Source organism: Paraburkholderia ginsengisoli NBRC 100965, from assembly GCF_000739735.1.
Lineage (GTDB): Bacteria > Pseudomonadota > Gammaproteobacteria > Burkholderiales > Burkholderiaceae > Paraburkholderia > Paraburkholderia ginsengisoli.
The window spans coordinates 661003-679637 of the sequence record NZ_BBJF01000004.1 but is presented as its reverse complement, the minus strand read 5'-3'; the positions used below and the strand labels follow the sequence as shown (position 1 = coordinate 679637).

Annotated in this window: 18 protein-coding genes; 13 read left to right on the top strand and 5 right to left on the bottom strand. The window is 65.0% G+C overall.

Features of this window, described 5'->3' with window-relative positions:
* Positions 1-74: 74 nt before the first annotated feature.
* A complete protein-coding gene (locus BGI01S_RS07070; protein WP_042323631.1) occupies positions 75-938 on the bottom strand; it encodes an NRDE family protein in 864 nt (287 codons plus the stop codon).
* Between the two features lie 102 nt (positions 939-1040).
* The gene (ygfZ, locus tag BGI01S_RS07065) at positions 1041-2108 is read right to left on the bottom strand and encodes a CAF17-like 4Fe-4S cluster assembly/insertion protein YgfZ (RefSeq protein ID WP_042323630.1); all 1068 of its coding nucleotides are present in this window, start codon (positions 2106-2108) and stop codon (positions 1041-1043) included.
* Positions 2109-2186: 78 nt separating this feature from the next.
* Between ygfZ and mltG the strand changes: the two genes are divergently transcribed.
* The 11 genes from mltG to BGI01S_RS07010 all read left to right on the top strand — a co-directional run bounded on the left by mltG (position 2187) and on the right by BGI01S_RS07010 (position 13669).
* Positions 2187-3197, top strand: coding sequence for an endolytic transglycosylase MltG (mltG, locus tag BGI01S_RS07060; RefSeq protein WP_042324485.1), 1011 nt, complete (start codon positions 2187-2189; stop codon positions 3195-3197).
* Positions 3197-3817, top strand: coding sequence for a dTMP kinase (gene tmk / locus BGI01S_RS07055; RefSeq protein ID WP_042323629.1), 621 nt, complete (start codon positions 3197-3199; stop codon positions 3815-3817). Before mltG ends, tmk begins: the two co-directional genes overlap by 1 nt.
* A 93-nt stretch (positions 3818-3910) precedes the next feature.
* On the top strand, positions 3911-4945 hold the full coding sequence (locus tag BGI01S_RS07050; RefSeq protein ID WP_042323628.1) for a DNA polymerase III subunit delta': 1035 nt from the start codon (positions 3911-3913) through the stop codon (positions 4943-4945).
* A 124-nt stretch (positions 4946-5069) separates the two neighbouring features.
* A complete protein-coding gene (locus BGI01S_RS07045) occupies positions 5070-5594 on the top strand; it encodes a GNAT family N-acetyltransferase (protein ID WP_042323627.1) in 525 nt (174 codons plus the stop codon).
* Between the two features lie 40 nt (positions 5595-5634).
* A complete protein-coding gene (locus BGI01S_RS07040) occupies positions 5635-6426 on the top strand; it encodes a TatD family hydrolase (protein ID WP_042323626.1) in 792 nt (263 codons plus the stop codon).
* Positions 6427-6478: 52 nt separating this feature from the next.
* A complete protein-coding gene (locus BGI01S_RS07035) occupies positions 6479-7219 on the top strand; it encodes an ankyrin repeat domain-containing protein (RefSeq protein ID WP_042323625.1) in 741 nt (246 codons plus the stop codon).
* Positions 7220-7401: 182 nt separating this feature from the next.
* A complete protein-coding gene (locus BGI01S_RS07030; protein ID WP_042323624.1) occupies positions 7402-7758 on the top strand; it encodes a Rap1a/Tai family immunity protein in 357 nt (118 codons plus the stop codon).
* Positions 7759-8057: 299 nt separating this feature from the next.
* Entirely contained in the window at positions 8058-9281 is a 1224-nt protein-coding gene (locus BGI01S_RS07025; protein WP_042324483.1) for a mechanosensitive ion channel family protein, read from the top strand.
* 431 nt (positions 9282-9712) lie between these two features.
* Positions 9713-11125, top strand: a complete 1413-nt coding sequence (otsA, locus tag BGI01S_RS07020; protein WP_042323623.1) for an alpha,alpha-trehalose-phosphate synthase (UDP-forming) — start codon at positions 9713-9715, stop codon at positions 11123-11125.
* A 67-nt stretch (positions 11126-11192) separates the two neighbouring features.
* The gene (locus BGI01S_RS07015) at positions 11193-12359 is read left to right on the top strand and encodes an AAA family ATPase (protein WP_042324481.1); all 1167 of its coding nucleotides are present in this window, start codon (positions 11193-11195) and stop codon (positions 12357-12359) included.
* 239 nt (positions 12360-12598) lie between these two features.
* Positions 12599-13669 carry a glycosyltransferase family 4 protein gene (locus BGI01S_RS07010; protein WP_042323622.1) on the top strand — a complete coding sequence of 357 codons (1071 nt, stop codon included), beginning with the start codon at positions 12599-12601 and terminating at the stop codon, positions 13667-13669.
* A gap of 321 nt (positions 13670-13990) precedes the next feature.
* Here BGI01S_RS07010 and BGI01S_RS07005 read toward each other — a convergent pair whose 3' ends face one another.
* The 3 genes from BGI01S_RS07005 to BGI01S_RS06995 form a co-directional block, all read right to left on the bottom strand.
* Entirely contained in the window at positions 13991-14584 is a 594-nt protein-coding gene (locus BGI01S_RS07005; protein WP_042323621.1) for a BPSL1445 family SYLF domain-containing lipoprotein, read from the bottom strand.
* A gap of 449 nt (positions 14585-15033) precedes the next feature.
* Positions 15034-15483, bottom strand: a complete 450-nt coding sequence (locus tag BGI01S_RS07000) for a membrane protein (RefSeq protein ID WP_042323618.1) — start codon at positions 15481-15483, stop codon at positions 15034-15036.
* 254 nt (positions 15484-15737) lie between these two features.
* The gene (locus BGI01S_RS06995) at positions 15738-16031 is read right to left on the bottom strand and encodes a PsiF family protein (protein ID WP_042323617.1); all 294 of its coding nucleotides are present in this window, start codon (positions 16029-16031) and stop codon (positions 15738-15740) included.
* A 434-nt stretch (positions 16032-16465) separates the two neighbouring features.
* Between BGI01S_RS06995 and BGI01S_RS06990 the strand changes: the two genes are divergently transcribed.
* Positions 16466-16762, top strand: coding sequence for a YciI-like protein (locus BGI01S_RS06990; protein ID WP_042323615.1), 297 nt, complete (start codon positions 16466-16468; stop codon positions 16760-16762).
* Between the two features lie 582 nt (positions 16763-17344).
* Entirely contained in the window at positions 17345-18568 is a 1224-nt protein-coding gene (locus tag BGI01S_RS06985) for a transposase (protein WP_042323613.1), read from the top strand.
* Positions 18569-18635 lie beyond the last annotated feature (67 nt).

The window sequence follows — 18635 nt, the reverse complement described above, 5'->3', positions numbered from 1 at the left end:
GGTTGGTCAGCCCCGAAGCTCCAGCTCGAACGTCACGAGTGCGTTGGCTTACCGACCTACGAAGACGCAGCGCTTCACTCGCTCTGCCGAACGATATTGAACGCGAAGCTGCGCTCGAAATCGCCGGGCCGCACGATCCGGTGCGAGCCGTTGTCGTCGCTGCGTTCGGCGATAGCCACGCTGATCACTTCGCCCTGCGCGCTCACGCGCAATGCGGTGGTGCCGCGCGTGCCGTACTCCGGCGACTCGATGAACGCCGCCGACAGCACCCGTTCGCGTTCGAGCGGAATGCCGGTGGACGGCAGTTCGTCGTCGCGGGCAAGACGCGGGTCGCGCATCAGATCGATCAGACGTTCGAGCGGCGGCAGCGCGTCGCGCGCGAGCAGGGTGCCCAGTTCGGCGCGCTTTTTCACGAGCTTCGGCCACGCGGTATCGAGCACCGCGTTAGAGATGCCATGGGTACCTGGCGCGAGCAGAGCAGGTGCGCGCTCCGCGCGGTTGTCGCGGTTGCCGCGGTTGCAATACCAGGCGAGTTCGCGGCGGGTCCAGTCGCCGACCAGCAGATTGAAGCCGTTGTAGATGTCGCCGGTTTGCGCGACGTGCTGCAGATACGCGAGCGGTGTCTCGTGCGGGCTGCCGTCCGCGGCACGCGCCGCGCCGTTCAACCAGTCGCTGACGAGCGTGCCGCGCGTCGGCGCATCGGCGCGCATTTCGTGTGGCGCGCGGTAATTGGTCAGCGCGGCAAAGCGGCCCTCGCGCGACAGGCCGAGCCACGTGCCGCCGCCCACGAGGTCGCGGCCGGCCAGCACGGTGGGCGCGTCGTGCCACCAGTTGATCGGTTCGGCCGTGCGGCGAAAGAATTCGTCGCGATTCGCGGCGAGCGTGAACAGCGGGCCGTCGACCGCGTCGGGCCGCCAGTCGAAAACGATCAGGCACATCGAGGGGCGTCTCCCGGGAGGGGCGTGGCGTTGGAAGTGCGGCAACGGGAACGCATAGTGAAAAGCGGCGCCCGAGCGCGCCGCTTCGTACCATGCAGGGACTCAGACTTCGGTCGGCAAACCGTAGGGCAGCGCGAGAAAGCGCAGCGCCGGGCCATCGACCGCGCCCAGGTGCACCGAGCCGCTTTCGAGCGACGCGAGCTTGATCTCGACCAGCAGATCGACCCCGCCGCCTTGCGCGGACGCCGCATTCACGATCATCCCGCACGGCTGGCCCGGATCGTCCGAATGGAACAGTTCTGCTCCGGGCTTTACCGTGTCCAGTTCGCCTTCAACGTTCGCAAGCGACGTGCGCCGTTTGATCGTGCCGCGATACTGGCTGCGCGCCACCACTTCCTGGCCGGGGTAGCAGCCCTTGCGGAAATTCACCGCGCCGAGCACGTCGAAGTTGACCATCTGCGGCACGAACTGCTCGACCACCGGCTGCGTGATACGCGGCTCGCCCGCGCGGATGTCGAGCCAATCCCACACCGCGGGCGACACGCGTTTGAGTTGATTGTCGAGCGAGGGCAGCAGCGCGTCGACCTGCGCCTTCGGGCCGATCCACAGATAGCGCAGACGCGCGAGCGCATCCGGCACGCGGATCAGCGAGCCCGCCGCGCCGTCCACCTGACCGTGCACGCCGTCGGGTAGCGCGTCGAACACGCCGGACAGCGCGCGGCGCACGTCGCCGGCGAGACCGACCACGGCCAGCTCGCCGCTGGCGTCGACGAGCTTCGCCTTCGCGCGCAGGATGAACATCGACAACCGCTTCTGCACCACCGCCTGCACGTCCTTCGACAGCAGCAGGCGAATCGTGTCGCCACTGCGCCAGGTCAGGAACGATGCGAGCAGGCGGCCCTTCGCCGAGCAGTAACCCGCAAGACGCGCGTTGGCCGCGTCGAGGTGCTGCGTGTCGTTGGTCAGCTGGCCGTGCAGGAAGCTCGCGGCGTCGTCGCCGGTGGCGTCGATCACGCCGAACTGTGTGAGCGGCATGTAGGCGCCGTGATGGAGCACGGCGTCGAATTCATCGGCCGATGGGCGGGGCAGCACAGGGAGTCCGGCGGGCGTGGCGGTGGCCGAAGGTGCGGCGGAAGGCGTGCCTGAAGCGGTAGCGAGCGGTGTGTTCATGGATCCCGGGAACAGTCAATTCTGACTTTAGCTAAGGCAAACAAGTATTATATGCAGTCCAACCCTGCCACGTTTCGCATGTCCCTCCTGAAGAAATGTTTCGTCGCCGGCTCCCTTGTCGTTGTGCTGGCCGCCGCCGCACTTGCCGGCGGATATTACTGGGCCACGCGCCCGCTCGACCTGACCCCCGCGCAACTCGACGTCACCGTCAAACCGCACAGCAGCCTGCGCAGCGTCGCGCTGCAGCTCAATCGCGGTGGGGTACCGGTCGAGCCTGAGCTGTTCATCCTCATGACGCGGCTGCTCGGCTTGCAGACCGATCTGAAATCGGGCAACTACGAGTTCAAGTCGGGCGTGACGCCGTACGAAGTGCTGCAGAAGATCGCGCGGGGCGACGTCAACGAGTACGTGGCGACGATCATCGAAGGCTGGACCTTCAAGCACATGCGTGCCGAGCTCGATGCCAATCCGGCGCTGAAGCACGACACCCTCGGCATGAGCGACGCCGATCTGATGACCGCGATCGGCGCGCCGGAAGCGTCGCTCGGCAATGGCGAGGGCCTGTTTTTCCCGGACACGTATCTGTTCGACAAGAACACGAGCGACCTCGACATCTATCGCCGCGCGTACCGGCTGATGCGCGTGCGCCTCGATGAAGCGTGGCTCGCGCGCGCGCCGAACCTGCCGTACAAGACGCCGTACGACGCGCTGACAATGGCGTCGATCATCGAAAAGGAAACCGGCAAGACCTCGGACCGGCCGATGGTGGCCGCGGTGTTCGCGAACCGTCTGCGCACGGGCATGCCGCTGCAGACCGACCCGACCGTGATCTACGGGATGGGCGAGAGCTATGCCGGCCACATCAGAAAGAAGGACCTTCAGACCGACACTCCCTACAATACCTACACGCGGATGGGCCTACCGCCCACTCCCATCTCGCTGCCCGGGGTCGCGTCGCTGCAGGCGGCGCTGAACCCGGCGCAAAGCTCCGCGCTGTACTTCGTGTCGCGCGGCGACGGCAGCAGCATCTTTTCTGACACCCTCGGCGATCACAACAAGGCCGTGGACAAATACATTCGAGGGCAATGATGGCGCGGGGCAAATTCATTACGTTTGAGGGCATCGACGGGGCCGGCAAGACGACCCACCTCGGCTGGTTTCGCGAGCGGCTCGAAGAGAAGGTCGCGAGCACCGGCCGTTCGGTCGTCATGACGCGCGAGCCGGGCGGCACGCCGCTCGGCGAACAGATCCGCGAGATCGTGCTGCACCAGAAGATGGACCTCGAAACCGAGGCGCTGCTGATGTTCGCGCTGCGCCGCCAGCATCTGGCCGAAGTGATCGAACCCGCGCTCGCGCGCGGCGACTGGGTGGTGTCGGACCGTTTCACCGACGCGACTTTCGCGTATCAGGGCGGCGGTCGCGGACTGCCGCGCGACAAGCTCGAAACGCTGGAGCGCTGGGTACAGGGCGGGTTTCAGCCGGACCGGACGGTGTTGTTCGATCTGCCGCCGGCGATCGCCAATGAACGGCGCAGCGCGGCGCGCGATCCGGACCGCTTCGAGAGCGAGTCGGCGGCTTTTTTCGAGCGTACCCGCAGCGAATATTTGCGTCGCGCCGAAGAAGCGCCGTACCGTTTCGCTATCATCGACTCTTCGCAGAGCGTCGCGCGAATTCAGAAGCAGCTTGAAGAGTTGATCGCAGTGCTTTGATTTTAAAAGAATATATTTACCGTTATAACGGTGTGCAAAGTTCGTGTCCAATCTCACGTAACGCTGTCAACCGATTGATTTCAAAGAGAAACGATGATTTATCCGTGGCAAGCCGATGACTGGAACCGCCTGCAGCAGCTGCGCGGCCACTGGCCGCATGCATTGCTGCTGCATGGGCAGGCGGGCATCGGCAAGCTGCGCTTTGCGCAGCATCTCGCGCAAGGCTTGTTGTGCGAGGCGCAGCAGGCCAACGGCGAGCCGTGCGGTGCGTGCGTCGCGTGCAACTGGTTCGCGCAGGGCAATCACCCCGACTACCGGATCGTCGTGCCCGAGGCGCTCGCCGCCGAAGCCGGCACAGGCGCCGCCGCCGACGACAAGGCCGACAAGACCGACGCCGATGAAGGCAAGAAGACCCGCACGCCCAGCAAGGAAATCAAGATCGAACAGATTCGCGGACTGCTCGACTTTGTCGGCGTGGGTTCGCACCGGGGCGGCGCGCGCGTGGTCGTGTTGTATCCGGCCGAGGCGCTGAACATCGCGGCGGCCAACGCATTGCTCAAGACGCTCGAAGAGCCGCCCGCGGGCGTCGTGTTCCTGATGGTGTCGGCGCGCATCGACCGTCTGTTGCCGACCATCATCAGCCGCTGCCGCCAATGGCCGGTGAGCGTGCCCGCGCCCGAGGCCGCGACGAAGTGGCTCGCCGCGCAAGGCGTCGCCGAGGCGCCCGCGCTGCTCGCCGAGGCCGGCGGCGCGCCACTCGCGGCGCTCGCGCTCGCCAGCGACGAAAACCGCACGCTGCGTGACTGGACGTTGAAGCAACTGGCGGCCGGGCCCGGGTGCGACGCGTTCGCTTGCGGCGAGGCGTTGCAGAAGCTGCCGGTGCCGCTGGTGCTGGGCTGGCTGCAACGCTGGATGTACGATCTGCTGGCGCAGCGCACGGCCGGCGCGCCGCGTTATTTTCCGCAGGCGTCGGCGGCGTTGACGCGCTGCGCATCACAAGCGGACGCCAGCGCGTTCGCCCGCTTCATGCGCACCGTCACGCGCCAGCGCGCCGTCGAGAACCATCCGCTGAACGCGCGGTTGGTATTCGAGGAACTGTTTATCGGCTACCGCGAACTTTTCGCGTGAGCTCTGCGCGGGGACGCCCGGACGGCAGCGCGCGCCGCATCGCCCGGCGCGGCCGCCCGCGGTTTTGTCCTGCTTTTGCCCGCTTTCGCCCTTGTGATCCGCCTTCCATTTCAATCAAAGCACTATGAGCCTTTCTTACCGCGATGCCACGCTCGACGATCTACCCGCGATCGTCGCCATCTACAACTCCACCGTGCCGTCGCGCCAGGTGACGGCCGATCTGGAACCGGTTAGCGTCGAAAGCCGGCTCGCGTGGTTTCACGCGCACGGCCCGCATAAGCGCCCGCTTTGGGTGGTGGAAGACTCCGCCAACCCCGGCCGCGTGATCGCGTGGCTCAGCTTCTCGGATTTCTATGGCCGCCCGGCCTATCTGCGCACCGCCGAAGTCAGCATCTATCTCGACGAATGCGCGCGCGGCAAGGGTCTCGGCAAACAGCTGCTGGCGGCTTCGATCGAGGCGGCTCCGGCGCTCGGCATCGACACCGTGCTGGGCTTCGTGTTCGGGCATAACGACGCGAGCCTGCGCCTGTTCCGCGGTTTCGGCTTCGACGCGTGGGGCACGCTGCCGCGCGTGGCGGTGCTGGACGGCGTGGAGCGCGATCTGGTGATTCTGGGCAAGCGCCTCGACACGGACAAGGCCGCCGCCTGATTCGCCTTCAGCTTCTTTTGCAGCACAGGACACCCTCATCATGTTTGTCGATTCGCACTGCCACATCAACTTCGAAGGACTCGCCGACCGCCTGCCGCAAGTGTTGGAGAATATGCGCAGCCATGCGGTCACGCATGCGCTGTGCGTGTCGGTCGATCTGGAGACGCTGCCGTCCGTGCTGGAGATTGCCAGTCGGCACGAGAATGTATACGCGTCGGTCGGCGTGCATCCGGATCACGAGGACATGCGCGAGCCGAGTCTGGCCGAGCTGATCGAGCTGGCCGCGCATCCGAAAGTGGTGGCGATCGGCGAGACTGGGCTTGACTACTACCGTCTCGAAGGCCGCACGATCGCCGATATGGAATGGCAGCGCGAACGCTTTCGCACGCACATCCGCGCCGCGCATGCGACCGGCAAGCCGCTGATCATCCATACGCGCTCGTCGGCGGAAGACACGCTGCGCATCATGGTTGAGGAGCGCGCGAGCGAGCCGGGCGGCGTGATGCACTGCTTCACCGAGCCTTGGGCGGTGGCCGAACAGGCGCTGGCGCAAAACTTTTACATCTCGCTGTCGGGCATCGTCACGTTCAAGAGCGCGACCGACGTGCAGGACGTTGCGCGGCGCGTGCCGCTCGATCGTTTGCTGATCGAAACCGACTCGCCGTACCTCGCGCCGGTGCCGTATCGCGGCAAACCCAATGAACCTGCGTACGTAAGTTATGTCGGACGCTTCATCGCGCAACAGCGCGAGATGCCCGACGAGGCGCTCGCCGCCGCGACCACGCAAAACTTCTTCCGGCTCTTCAAGATCCCCGCGCCTGCCAGCGCCTGAGTCGCAAATTCAAGCAATATCAAAAGGATAGGGAAATTTCCTAAAGTAAGATATGAAAAATATTCCGATGTCGTCCGCTGCTTTCGAACAGACTTCCGCGTGGCGCGCCGCGCTGGCTTCGGCGCGGCGCGGTGCAGCGCGCGCGGCACTCGCAGCCACGTTCGCCTGCGCAGCGCTGAGCGCGCTGGTCGCGGCCCCGGCGCAAGCCGCGCCGATCGACTCTTTGATCAAGTCGGTCAAATTCGACGACGTCGACGGCGTCAACAAGCTGCTGGCAAAGGGCATGGACCCCAACAGCGTGGACAACCAGGGCATCCCGCTGCTGGTGATCGCCGCGCGCGAGAAATCGGACAAGGCCGGCGCGGCGCTGCTCGCCAATCCGAAGACCAACATCGAGATCGAGGACAAGGCCGGCGAGAACGCGATGATGATGGCCGCGTTGGCCGGCGACCTGAACTTCGTCAACCTGCTGATCGCGAAAGACGCCGAGGTCAACAAGAAGGGCTGGGCGCCGCTGCACTACGCGGCCGCCAATGGCCACGACGACATCGTCAAGGTGTTGCTCGACCATTCGGCTTACGTCGACGCCGGTTCGCCCAACGGCACCACGCCGCTGATGATGGCCGCGCGCGGTGGCCATGTGTCGACCGTGAAGCTGCTGCTCGACAACGGCGCGGACCTGACGGTGAAGAATCAGATCGGCATGACGGCGCTCGATTTCGCGAAGACCTACAAGGAACCGGACGTGGTCGAAGGGCTGACCGCGCGCCTGCAGCAGATGCAGCAGAAGTGATTTGCATGGCGTCGCGCACCGGCCGTCCGGCCGCCGGCGTGGGGTGGCGCTTACGGCAGCGGCCCCCCGGGCTGCTGCCGTCGCAGAAAACAGTGCAGAATGACGACTTTGGCGCGCCGCGTGGCGCGCCGTCCGGATGCGGCGAAAGACCGCCTGATTAAACGACCCTGGAAAGGAACACCATGCTGCGGGCTTTGATTTTCGCCAGCGCGTTTGCCGTCCCGCTATCGGCGGCCGCGTTTACGGGAGGCGACCTCAACAAGCTGTGCACGAAGACCGATGTGGCATCGCGTAGCGCCTGCGCCGCCTACATCGAAGGCGCCGCCGACGGCATCTTCAACACCATCGACGCGATCGGCGGCACCACCGGCCCACGGGTCGGCCAGTACTTCTGCCTGCCGGCCGACGCGCGCTCCGCGCAGTTGACCGACGCGGTGCGCAAGTACATCGCGGAAAATCCGATCGTCGCGGGCTACAACGCGAGCACGGCGATCTCGCTGGGACTCGGCAAGGCGTTTCCCTGCAAAAGCGGCAACTGATCTGAACCGCGGGCGGTCGGCGCGTGCGCCTCAGGCGAGCGCGCGATGCGGCCACCCGTGCGCGTCTTCCGGCGCGGCCCGCTCGCTCGCGGGATCAAAACCCGCTGCGGTCCGCCCGCTTCGAATCTGGCTGTGCTGCGGACGCAAGCCGGAACACCTGTCTTCGGAACGGGCGCCTTCGGCACCGTTCCCACCGCGCGGCATTGAGACCTAAGATGTCGATAGTCCGCGGGCTGCGTGGCCACGCGCGACCCGCAGCGGTCCTGTCTACCACTGAAGCCAGGAGGAACATGCCCCCCATCTCTACTCTCGACGATTTCGGCCGCATCGCCGAAGCGCCGCTGCATAGTTGGTTCGGCGCGTTGATCGTGTCGGTGATCGTGGCGGTGGTGGCGATCGGCATTCACCGGTTCGGCGCGCGCATCGTGATGCGCATCGCGCGGCCACATCCGCTCACGAGCGTCGTGCTGCGCTATATCGACAAGCCCTCGCTGTTCGTCCTCGTGATTCTGGTGCTGGAAGGCGTGTGGTCCGAGGCGCCCGATACGCTCAACTACATCGAGCCGTTGCGCGACGTCACCGCGATCGCGCTGATCGCCGCGCTCACGTGGTTGTCGGTGCGCTCGGCGGCGGCGATCGGCGAGGCGATCATCCGCGCCCATCCGCTCGATACCGCCGACAACCTGCATGCGCGTCGCATCCATACGCAGGCGCGGGTGCTGGCGCGCTCGGTGATGATCCTGATCGTGATCGTCGGCACCGGCGGGGCGCTGATGACCTTCCCGAACGTCCGCCAGGTCGGCGCGAGTCTGCTGGCGTCGGCGGGGGTGGCCGGTCTGGTCGCCGGTATCGCGGCGCGGCCCGTGCTCGGCAATCTGATCGCCGGTTTGCAGATCGCGCTGTCGCAGCCGATCCGGCTCGACGATGTCGTTGTGATTCAGGGCGAGTGGGGGCGTATCGAGGAAATCACGGGCACGTACGTGTCGGTGCGTTTGTGGGATCAGCGCCGGCTGATCGTGCCGCTGCAATGGTTCATCGAAAATCCGTTCACTAACTGGACACGCAGCAGCGCGCAGATCATCGGCACGGTGTTCCTGTTCGTCGATTACCGGATGCCGCTCGCGCCGCTGCGCGAAGAGCTGGCGCGCATCGTCGAGAGCGCGCCCGAGTGGGATCGCCGCGTGCAGGTGCTGCAGGTCACGGACGGCACCGAGCGCGCGATGCAATTGCGCGCGCTGGTGAGTTCGCAGGACTCCGGCTTGAACTGGGACTTGCGCTGTCGCGTGCGCGAAGGGCTGCTCGACTTCATCCAGCGACACTATCCGCAATACTTGCCGCGCACGCGCGCCGAAGTGTCGGCCGAACTGGAGACCGCCATGGGCGAGCAGGTCGACTGGGTGCCGCGCAGCGCCCAGGCGCCGGCCGGCAGCACGGCCGCGCATACCGAGGCCGATCCGGTGGCCAGTCGGTTCGGCAGGCCAGGCGCGGCGGAAGCGGCGCAGAAGTCGAGGGAAAAGGCGTAGCGGGCAGGCGTCGATGACCCATACTTTGCGGGTGCTTGAAGTGCTTGAAGTGCTTGAAGTGCTTGAAGTGCTTGAAGTGCTTGAAGTGCTTGAAGTGCTTGAAGTGCTTGAAGTGCTTGAAGTGCTTGAAGTGCTTGAAGTGCTTGAAGTGCTTGAAGTGTCCGAGCGCGTGAAAGCGTGCACACACAAGCGCCTGACTACGCAAGTAAAACCGGCAGAGGGCCGGCCGTCGCCGGCTGATCACACGGCGTGCCTGAACCGATCAGGCCCTGATGCGGTCGAACCGTCCAATCACTCACGAACCTGGCGCGGCAGGGCGAGCTTCATCGCGCTTCGGGCAGCGGCAGCGCAGGCAGCACAACGCGCTACACCGCAACGCAATGCGCCACACGCACTTGTCCGCGCCGTGCGAACCAAGGAGGACATCCAACATGGGCCGACTGATCGTCGTGTCGAATCGCGTCGCTACACCGACGGAAACCAAAGGATCGGCGGGCGGCCTCGCGGTCGGCGTATTCGGCGCGCTGAAAGACGCGGGAGGCGTGTGGTTCGGCTGGAGTGGCGACGTGGTCAGCGAGACCGTCGCCAACGCGGGGCCGACGCTGGAACAGGACGGCGCCGTGACCTTCGCGACCGTCGGCCTCACGCGCAAGGACTACGACCAGTACTATCGCGGCTTTTCGAACGCGACGCTGTGGCCGGTGTTCCACTACCGCAACGACCTCGCGCGCTACGAGCGCGAGGAGTACGCGGGCTACCGGCGCGTCAACGCGTGGCTCGCGCACAAGCTGATCAAGCTGCTCGAACCCGACGACGTGATCTGGATTCACGACTACCATCTGATCCCTTTCGCCGAGGCGCTGCGCAACGAAGGCGTCACGAACCGCATCGGCTTCTTTCTGCATATTCCGTTTCCCGCGCCGCAGATCCTGCTCAACATTCCGCCGCACGAAGAACTGGTGAAGTCGCTGTCGTGTTACGACCTGCTGGGCTTCCAGACCGCCACCGACGAACAGGCGTTCCACGACTACGTGACGCGCCACGCGCGCGGGACGGTGAGCGCGGGCGGCCTCGTCGAAGCGTTCGGCCGCAAGCTGCGCACCGGCGTTTACCGGATCGGCGTGTTCCCCGACGAAATCGCCGAGCAAGCCAAGCGCTACGAAAGCCGGCAGCACGTGCTCGACCTGAAGCAGAGCCTGGAAGGGCGCAAGCTGATCATGAGCGTCGACCGGCTCGATTACTCGAAGGGTCTCGTCGAACGTTTCCGTGCATTCGAGCATCTGCTGGAGCGCTCGCCCGAATGGCGCGGCAACGTCACGCTCGTGCAGATCGCACCGCCGACGCGCTCGGACGTCGCCACCTATCAGAAGATCCGCCAGGATCTGGAATACGAAGCAGGACGAATCAATGGCCGCTATTCGGGCCTTGACTACACGCCGATCCGCTATCTGAACCAGCAGTACGACCGCTGGAAACTGATGTCGCTGTTTCGCGAGTCGCAGATTGGCTTCGTGACGCCGCTGCACGACGGCATGAACCTGGTCGCGAAGGAATACGTCGCCGCGCAGAATCCCGACGACCCCGGCGTGCTGGTGCTGTCGATCTTCGCGGGCGCGGCCGCCGAGCTGAGCGGTGCGCTGCTCGTCAATCCGCACGACGCGATCGGCATGTGCGAGGCGTTGCAGCGCGCGTTGCAGATGCCGCTCGATGCGCGCCAGCGGCGTCATGAGATCAACATGGCGGCGCTGCGCAAGAACGATCTCGGCGTGTGGCGCGACACCTTCCTGAGCGATTTGCGCAGCGTGCCGGTGCAGAAGCCGGGCAAGGGCGGCGGACACAACTGATGGCGCATGTCGATGCGGCTGAGGTGACGGGCGTGCCGCCGCTCATGTTCGAAGCATGGGCGGCCGCGTGCTGACCACGTTGGCGGTCGCCGGATACCGGTCGTTGCGCGAGTTGATCGTGCCGCTCGGACGGCTGAACGTGATCACCGGCGCGAACGGCAGCGGCAAGTCGAGCGTGTACCGCGCGTTGCGTTTGCTGGCGGAGACCGCGCGCGGCGGCGTGATCACGTCGCTCGCACGCGAAGGCGGTTTACCTTCGACGCTGTGGGCCGGTCCCGAGCGCTTTTCACGCGCGATGCTGGCGGGCGACTCGCCAGTCGAGGGCACGCGCCGCAAGGAGCCGGTCAGTCTCAGGCTCGGCTTCGCCAGCGACGAATTCAGCTACGCGATCGATCTGGGTATGCCGACGCCGCAGGAGTCGAGCAAGTTCCAGCTCGACCCGGTCATCAAGCGCGAGTGCATCTGGAGCGGGCCGGTGCTGCGGCCTTCGGCGTTGCTGGTCGACCGCCACGGCGTCGCGCTGCGCACGCGCGACGTCAGCGGCGACTGGCAGACCGTCCCGCAGCCGGTCGCGAGTTTCGACAGCATGATGACCGAGTTCTCTGACCCGCGCGGAGCGCCGGAAATGATCACGGTACGCGAGCAGATCCGCTCGTGGCGCTTCTACGATCATTTCCGCACCGACGCCGACGCGCCCGCGCGTCTGCCGCAAATCGGCACGCATACGCCGGTGTTGTCCAACGACGGCGCGGACCTCGCGGCGGCGTTGCAAACCATCCGCGAGATCGGCGACCCGGCCGCGCTCGACACGGCGATCGATGACGCGTTTCCCGGCTCGCAACTGGAGGTGACGACGCACGACGGCCGCTTCGAGGTGGCGATGCGGCAGCACGGGCTGCTGCGGCCGCTGAAGGGCGCGGAACTGTCGGACGGCACGTTGCGCTATCTGCTGCTGGTCGCCGCGTTGCTGACGCCGCGTCCGCCCGCGCTGCTCGTGCTGAACGAACCGGAGACGAGCCTGCATCCGGACCTGTTGCCGGCGCTCGCGCGCCTGATCGTGCGGGCGTCCGCGCATTCGCAGCTGCTGGTCGTGTCGCATGCGGCCCGTCTGATCGCGGCGCTCGAACGCGAGCACGCGAGCGAGTCGATCGTGCTGGAGAAGCACTTCGGAGCGACCCGCATCGCGGACGCCGACGAGCGCGACTTGCCTGCGTGGAAGTGGCCGTCGCGCTAGCGTTGTCAGCGCGAACCGTCGCGCCGGATGTAAGCCGACTGTAACAGCGCAGAGCAAATGCAAGACTGGGGGCTTTTCGCGGGACGCCAGGCAATAATGCTCCGATGCCGACGGTGCAGGCGCCTGTGCGTCAGCCGTGCGCCGCTGCAATTGATCGGAGGTAACGGCGCTGTCATACTCGGCGTCGCTGACGCGCACCGCCACGAGGCGCAAGCCGTCAGTCCATGGAGACACACAATATGAAGATTGCGCAGATCGCCCCCCTGACCGAATCGGTGCCGCCGAAGCTATATGGCGGCACGGAGCGCGTCGTCTCGTACATCACCGAGGCACTCGTCGAGCTAGGCCATGACGTGACGCTGTTCGCGAGCGGTGACTCCGTCACCAGCGCGAAGCTCGAAGCCGTGTGGCCGCGCGCGCTCCGCCTGGACCCCGGTATTCGCGACCGCATCGCGCCGCACATGCTGCTTATGGAACTGGTCCGCCGTCAGGCCGAAGAGTTCGACGTGCTGCACTTTCACCTCGACTATTACTCGTTCTCGGTGTTCAAACGGCAGGAGACGCCGTTCGTCACGACGATGCACGGCCGCCTCGATTTGCCCGAGCAGCAGCCGGTGTTCGACACCTTCAACACCGCGCCGGTGATCTCGATTTCGAACGCGCAGCGTCATCCGTTGCCGCAGGCGCGCTGGCTCACCACCGTCTATCACGGCCTGCCGGAGCAGTTGTACACGCCGCAGCCGGTCGAGCAGAAGTACCTCGCGTTCCTCGGTCGCATTTCGCCGGAAAAGCGCGTCGATACCGCGATCCGGATTGCAGGGCGCTGCGGGATGACGATCCGCATCGCCGCAAAAGTGGACGCCGCCGACCGCGAGTACTTCGAACGTGAGATCAGGCCTTTGCTGGACTTGCCGTATGTCGAGTTCATCGGCGAGATCGCCGATAACCAGAAGGCCGAGTTCCTGTCCGGCGCGCATGCGCTGCTGTTCCCGATCGATTGGCCGGAGCCGTTCGGTCTCGTGATGATCGAGGCGATGGCGTGCGGCACGCCGGTGATCGCGTTCAATCGCGGCTCGGTGCCGGAAGTGATCGAGGACGGCGTGACGGGCTTTATCGTCGAGGACGAGATCGGGGCGGTGGCGGCAGTCAACCGTCTGCACAAGATGCCGCGAGCGGGCGTGCGGCAGCGCTTCGAGGAGCGCTTCACGTCGCACCGGATGGCGCAGCAGTACGTGGATGCGTATCAATCGGTGATCCGCGCGCAGAAGCGCTCGCGCTTCAAGGTGATCGATACGTCGTCGGGAGTTTGACGCGGCGGTGTGCGTTCAGGCGGCGCGTCGGTATATGTGCGGCGCGGGAAAAAAGAACGGCGGTGTGCGAAGCGCACCGCCGTTTTTCATTGCCGCTTCATGCTGAACGGTTGCATTGGGCAACCACCGGACGCCGAACTGAACCGGGCGGCCGGCCCGTGGAAGGGCGGCTTGAACGGAGCGGGCTCCGCCGACAGGCCGACCCCGCCCGCCGCCATGCAACCGCAACCCGCGCGGGCTTGCGTCTGATCCGGCCACCGCTGCTCACGGAACCGGGCGGATCAGACGCACACCCCGCAGGCCTGCCAACCGGCAGCGCGCCTAGATCTTCAGGCGCGATACCTTGGTGCCTTGCAGCGACAGGTCGCCCATCAGGCCGGCATTGGTCAGCACGAACACCTGGACCGGCGCGGTGGCGGTGGTCGTGTCGATTGCGCCGTTCGCGCCCATCTTCACCAGCGCGACGGAGGCGTCGCCACCGACCGACCAGCCATCCGCATTGCGGAATTTGTCCAACGAGTCCTGTGTCATGAACAGGAAGATGATGGCCTTCGATTGCGCGCCCGCCTGCAGCCCGAACGAGCCCGAAATCGTGCTGTAGTAGCCGACCGACGTGCCGCCCACGCGCAGCGCTCCTTCGCCGTACTGACCGCCGACGATGAAGCCTGCTTGCAGAACCGACGGGAACACGAGCACGCCGCGCGCCTTCGAGACCAGTTCGCGGGAGCCCTTCACGGTCGTGAACAGCCGCGATAGCGTGCCGTCGACGGCGGCGTCGATCGACTGCCGCTTGGAGGTATCGGTGGAAGGTGTGGCGTTGTTGCTGCTGGGGGACGTCGTCGTGCATCCAGCGAGTGCAATGCCTCCGAAAGCGAGCGCAGCGGTAGTCTTCAACATGAAGTTTCGTCTTTGCATCGTTTTTCTCCATTTGTTCCGGGGCGCAAACCCGAGGCGAAGTCGCCGGGTCGCCTTTGAGTTATATCACACGCCACGGTAAACGGCGCACTTCACGGACAGGCGTAAAGCCTTGTGCGACGGGGCTTTCCGGCAAATCGTAAAAGCCGGTGCTGTAAATTTGACCTGATCGCCGCGGCCGCCCTGAAGAGGCTTGCGCGGCGTTTTGAACGGCTTTCGGCGAGGCGCGCGTATCGAGCGGTCGCGTCTCGCCGAAAAGCGCGGGGGCGACGGAAACGCTCCTTTTTACCGATTTCTGGAGCCGCGTTTTGCGGTGGAAATCGCGTTGAATATGTTGCCCGGATGCCGCAGTCGCGCTTGGTGTGTCACCACCTCAGGCCTCTTGCACCAGCCGCGTTCTTCCCCATGCCTGCCTGGGTGCTCGCTGCGTGGCCGGTCGCGAAGCGTCGTCACCCGTGGTTCGCCGGACTCTTGACCGGCGGCGGACGCCGCAGCGCGCGGCGCACCATGCCGATCAGCATGCCGAACAACAGCAGTATGACCGCCGGCACGACCCAATAGCCGACGAACGCATGCCACAGATAAGCCATCAAGGTTGTGCGACGCACGCTGTATTCGTTGCGCGCGTCCTGCTGGCGCGGCGCATTGGCGGCGAGCACGTCGGCGGGACAGCCGGCGGCTTGTGCTTCGTCGGGTTTGCCGTGGCAGCGCGCGGGGGCGCCAGCGGCGCGTTGCGCGTCGGTGAAATTCCAGGTGGTCAGCGCGCGGTCGAGGTCGACGGCGTTGTAGGCCATTTCCTCGCGAATCTCGCTGACAGCAACGATCGCCACGGGCACCGCCCAGAATACGATGACGAGCAGCCACCGCCTCAACCAGCGGTTTTTATGCTTCGATACCATCCTTGCCTCCGATCGATGCTCAGCAGCACCAACGACAAGATGGCGGCCCGTCTAATGTTGTATTGAAGGGGTGGGCCGTCTCCGCAGCCATCATAGAAGAAAATGGCGCGTTCAGGCGGGCGGACTGCGAGGGGCGGAGAGCGAGGAAGGGAAAGGCGAGGGCCGTGCGGGACGATAGCGCGGCCGTAATCGAGCGAACGGCGCCCGGTCGTCATGCTCGCCGCATGACGCCGACGCGCCGCATTCAATCGTGCCTAGTTGGCCGGCGTGGACGACAGGCAGGTCTTCATGAACGCCTTGCGGTCGTCGCCTTTCTTGCCGGTGGCTTGCGTGTTGCACACCTTCATCTTTTCCTGCTGCGTCATCGGCGCGGCGGCCGGCTTCGCGGACAGACAGGTTTGCATGAACGCCTTGCGCTCGTCGCCTTTCTTGTCGGCGGCCTGCTTGTTACAGTCGGCCATTTTGGTTTGCTGGCTGTTCGCCGCGAACGCCGGCGAAACGAGAACGGCGCCCAGCACCAGCGTAGCGATAGCGGATTGGATTTTCATGTGACACTCCATCGGTGGTGAAAACGTTTTGGTCGTTCATGCGCGCGGGCGTCAACGGCATCCAGGGCCCCTCGGCACGTCCATTATGGCAAATGCTGTCTGCCTGAACGGACAAAAGCGCATTCCGGTTGACAGCCGACGACGCTCGTTTTCCCTACGCGCAGGGGTCGTACGCGCTTTCGGCGTTTGAAGCGGGCGAATGAGAGCACAATGAAATTATGCTATGCAATCCAGATCAATTAATTAAAGTTATTTCAAATGAATCGTTAAGTTCACTATGTGAGTTTTCAAGCGAATATTGAAATGCCATTCGCATTGCTGCGAATGCAAATGAATGGTAAATCGGCATAAAATCCCGCGATCGCGCAGGCGAGTAATCTTGACTCGAACGCGTGACCATCGCTCATATTCTGTCAGCCCATAGGAGCCTCGCCATGCACTATCTGTTGATGTACGACCTCGTGCCGGACTACCTCGAACGACGCGCCACCTATCGCGACGAGCATCTGAAACTCGCGTGGGCGGCGGCGGAGCGCGGCGAGCTGGTGTTGGCCGGCGCGTTGGCCGAACCCACGGACAGCGCGATGCTGCTCTTCAAGAGCGATTCTGCCGCTACCGCGGAAGCCTTTGCCAGAAAGGATCCGTACGTGCTCGCCGGCCTCGTCGCACGTTGGCGCGTGCGCGAGTGGACCACGGTGGTAGGCGAAAACGCGTCAAAGCCGACTCGTTAATAGCGGCTCGAACACGTGCGGCGGCAAATGTGTAGAAAGAAAAGAGGGCGCACGCGCAAGCATACTTATGCGCCCTCGCGATGATAGGATTCCCACTGGCCCGATGCGCCGCTAGTGTGCTGCCCCGGATGCCGCGCTCGCCAATCTGGCCTGCTAAAAGCACATCAAAATTCACTATGAATCACGTGCGCGATTCGTAAATGCTATTCAGCATGAAAGCCTGTCGTTGTGCTGTGCAATAACACCCCTGGCGACGCGCATAGCCTGTTCTTCTGTGACGGCAATGCGTGTAAAGACGCAGTGAAAAGGACAAGTTTGTTTCTATCCGTAACACTTGTCTCATCCGTATTCACGCAAACCCTGGTGATGGTATGCTTCGTGCACAAATTCTCCCATGCACGAGTGAGACCACGTTTTGTGCTTCGCAATAGGGACAAACCGCACTAAGTCAGGGCGGTCTTGACCAGCCAGCAGAACGTACCAAACATATTTGTGCAACCGAGGGCCGCACACGGGTCGTGAAAGTTGAATCCGTGGCAGGTCCAACGCCGCGGCCAGGCCAGGCCGCGTGGAGAAAATCCAATGTTTTTCGATGAGCTAAGCAATGACGAATGGGCGCTGCTGACAGCGCTTGTCTCCGATGAGCCGGCCGTCCGTCTGAACCGACGCGGCCGGCCCCGCGCCGAACCACGTATCGTCGCGAATGCCGTGTTGTGGATTCTGACGACTGGCGAACCCTGGTCGAAGCTGCCGGGTCGCTATCCGTCGGGTCCCACGTGCCGTCGCCGGTTTGAAGAGTGGCAATTGAACGGCACGCTGCTGGAGATGGTCCGGCTGTTGTCGCAAACCGGGCGCACCTTCGCGTACGTCCCGCAGCCGGCGCCGCCCGTTGCGGCCAAACCCGCGGCGCCGGCCGCCGAAACAGTCAGCATGCGCGACGAGAGTCCGCGTGGCGTGTCGTGGAAGAGTCCCGAGTCGTGGCAGGCGCCCGGCACGGCGAGCGCGCTCGGCAACTGGCGCTCGGCCGATCCGATCGCCGACATCACGCGGCAATTGTCCGGCCTCGCGAGCACGACGCCGGTGACGCGCGCGCCGACGGATTCCGTCGCCAGCGCGGCCACTGTCGCGTCCAGTCTGCGGCCCGCGCCGCGCGCCGCTGGGCCGGTCAGCTTCGACGGCGAAGCCGGCGCGGTGGGCGAGGCAATGGGGCATCTGGACGCGGCAATCGCGGCGGCACGTCGTGCGCAACTCGCACCGGACGACCGCCGCAGTGTGTCGCGCAGTCTGTCGATGAGTCTCGCGCCGCGCGGCATGCAAGTCGCCGGTCCGCACGACTACGTGATCTATGTGGTGGCCGAGCAGGTGCCCAACGCGATGTATCGCGCGTGGGCGGAAATCATGAAGGACGGCAAACGCGTCGAGCGTTCCGGCCTCGTCGGGCCTCGCTTCGCGCAAGCGAGCGAAGCGGAGCGGTATGCGCTCGAATGGGCGCAGCAGTGGATCGACCGTGAGCGCACCGCGCAGGGTGCGGCCGAATCCGCGAACATGACGCGTGCGCCATCGGCCTATGTGTCCAGGCAAACGGCTCGTCCGTTGCCGGCGTTGCGTCACGTGCCGGAGCCCGTCGCGGTGAATCATGGCGCGCCGTTGCACGGCCCGCTCAATGCGTTTCGTGGACCTTTGCGCCGTTATCCCGGCGACGCGGCCGTCGTCACTTCGGCGTCCGACAGCAATGGCGGCACATCAGATCGCGCATCAGACCGCTTTCCGTCGGCGTACACAGAACTCATCTCCCACGCGGGGTGAGCACGTCGGTTAGCGCAGTTCGGCAGTACTCCGCGGCAGTCAGGAGCAACCGCCGCAGGTTCCCGCT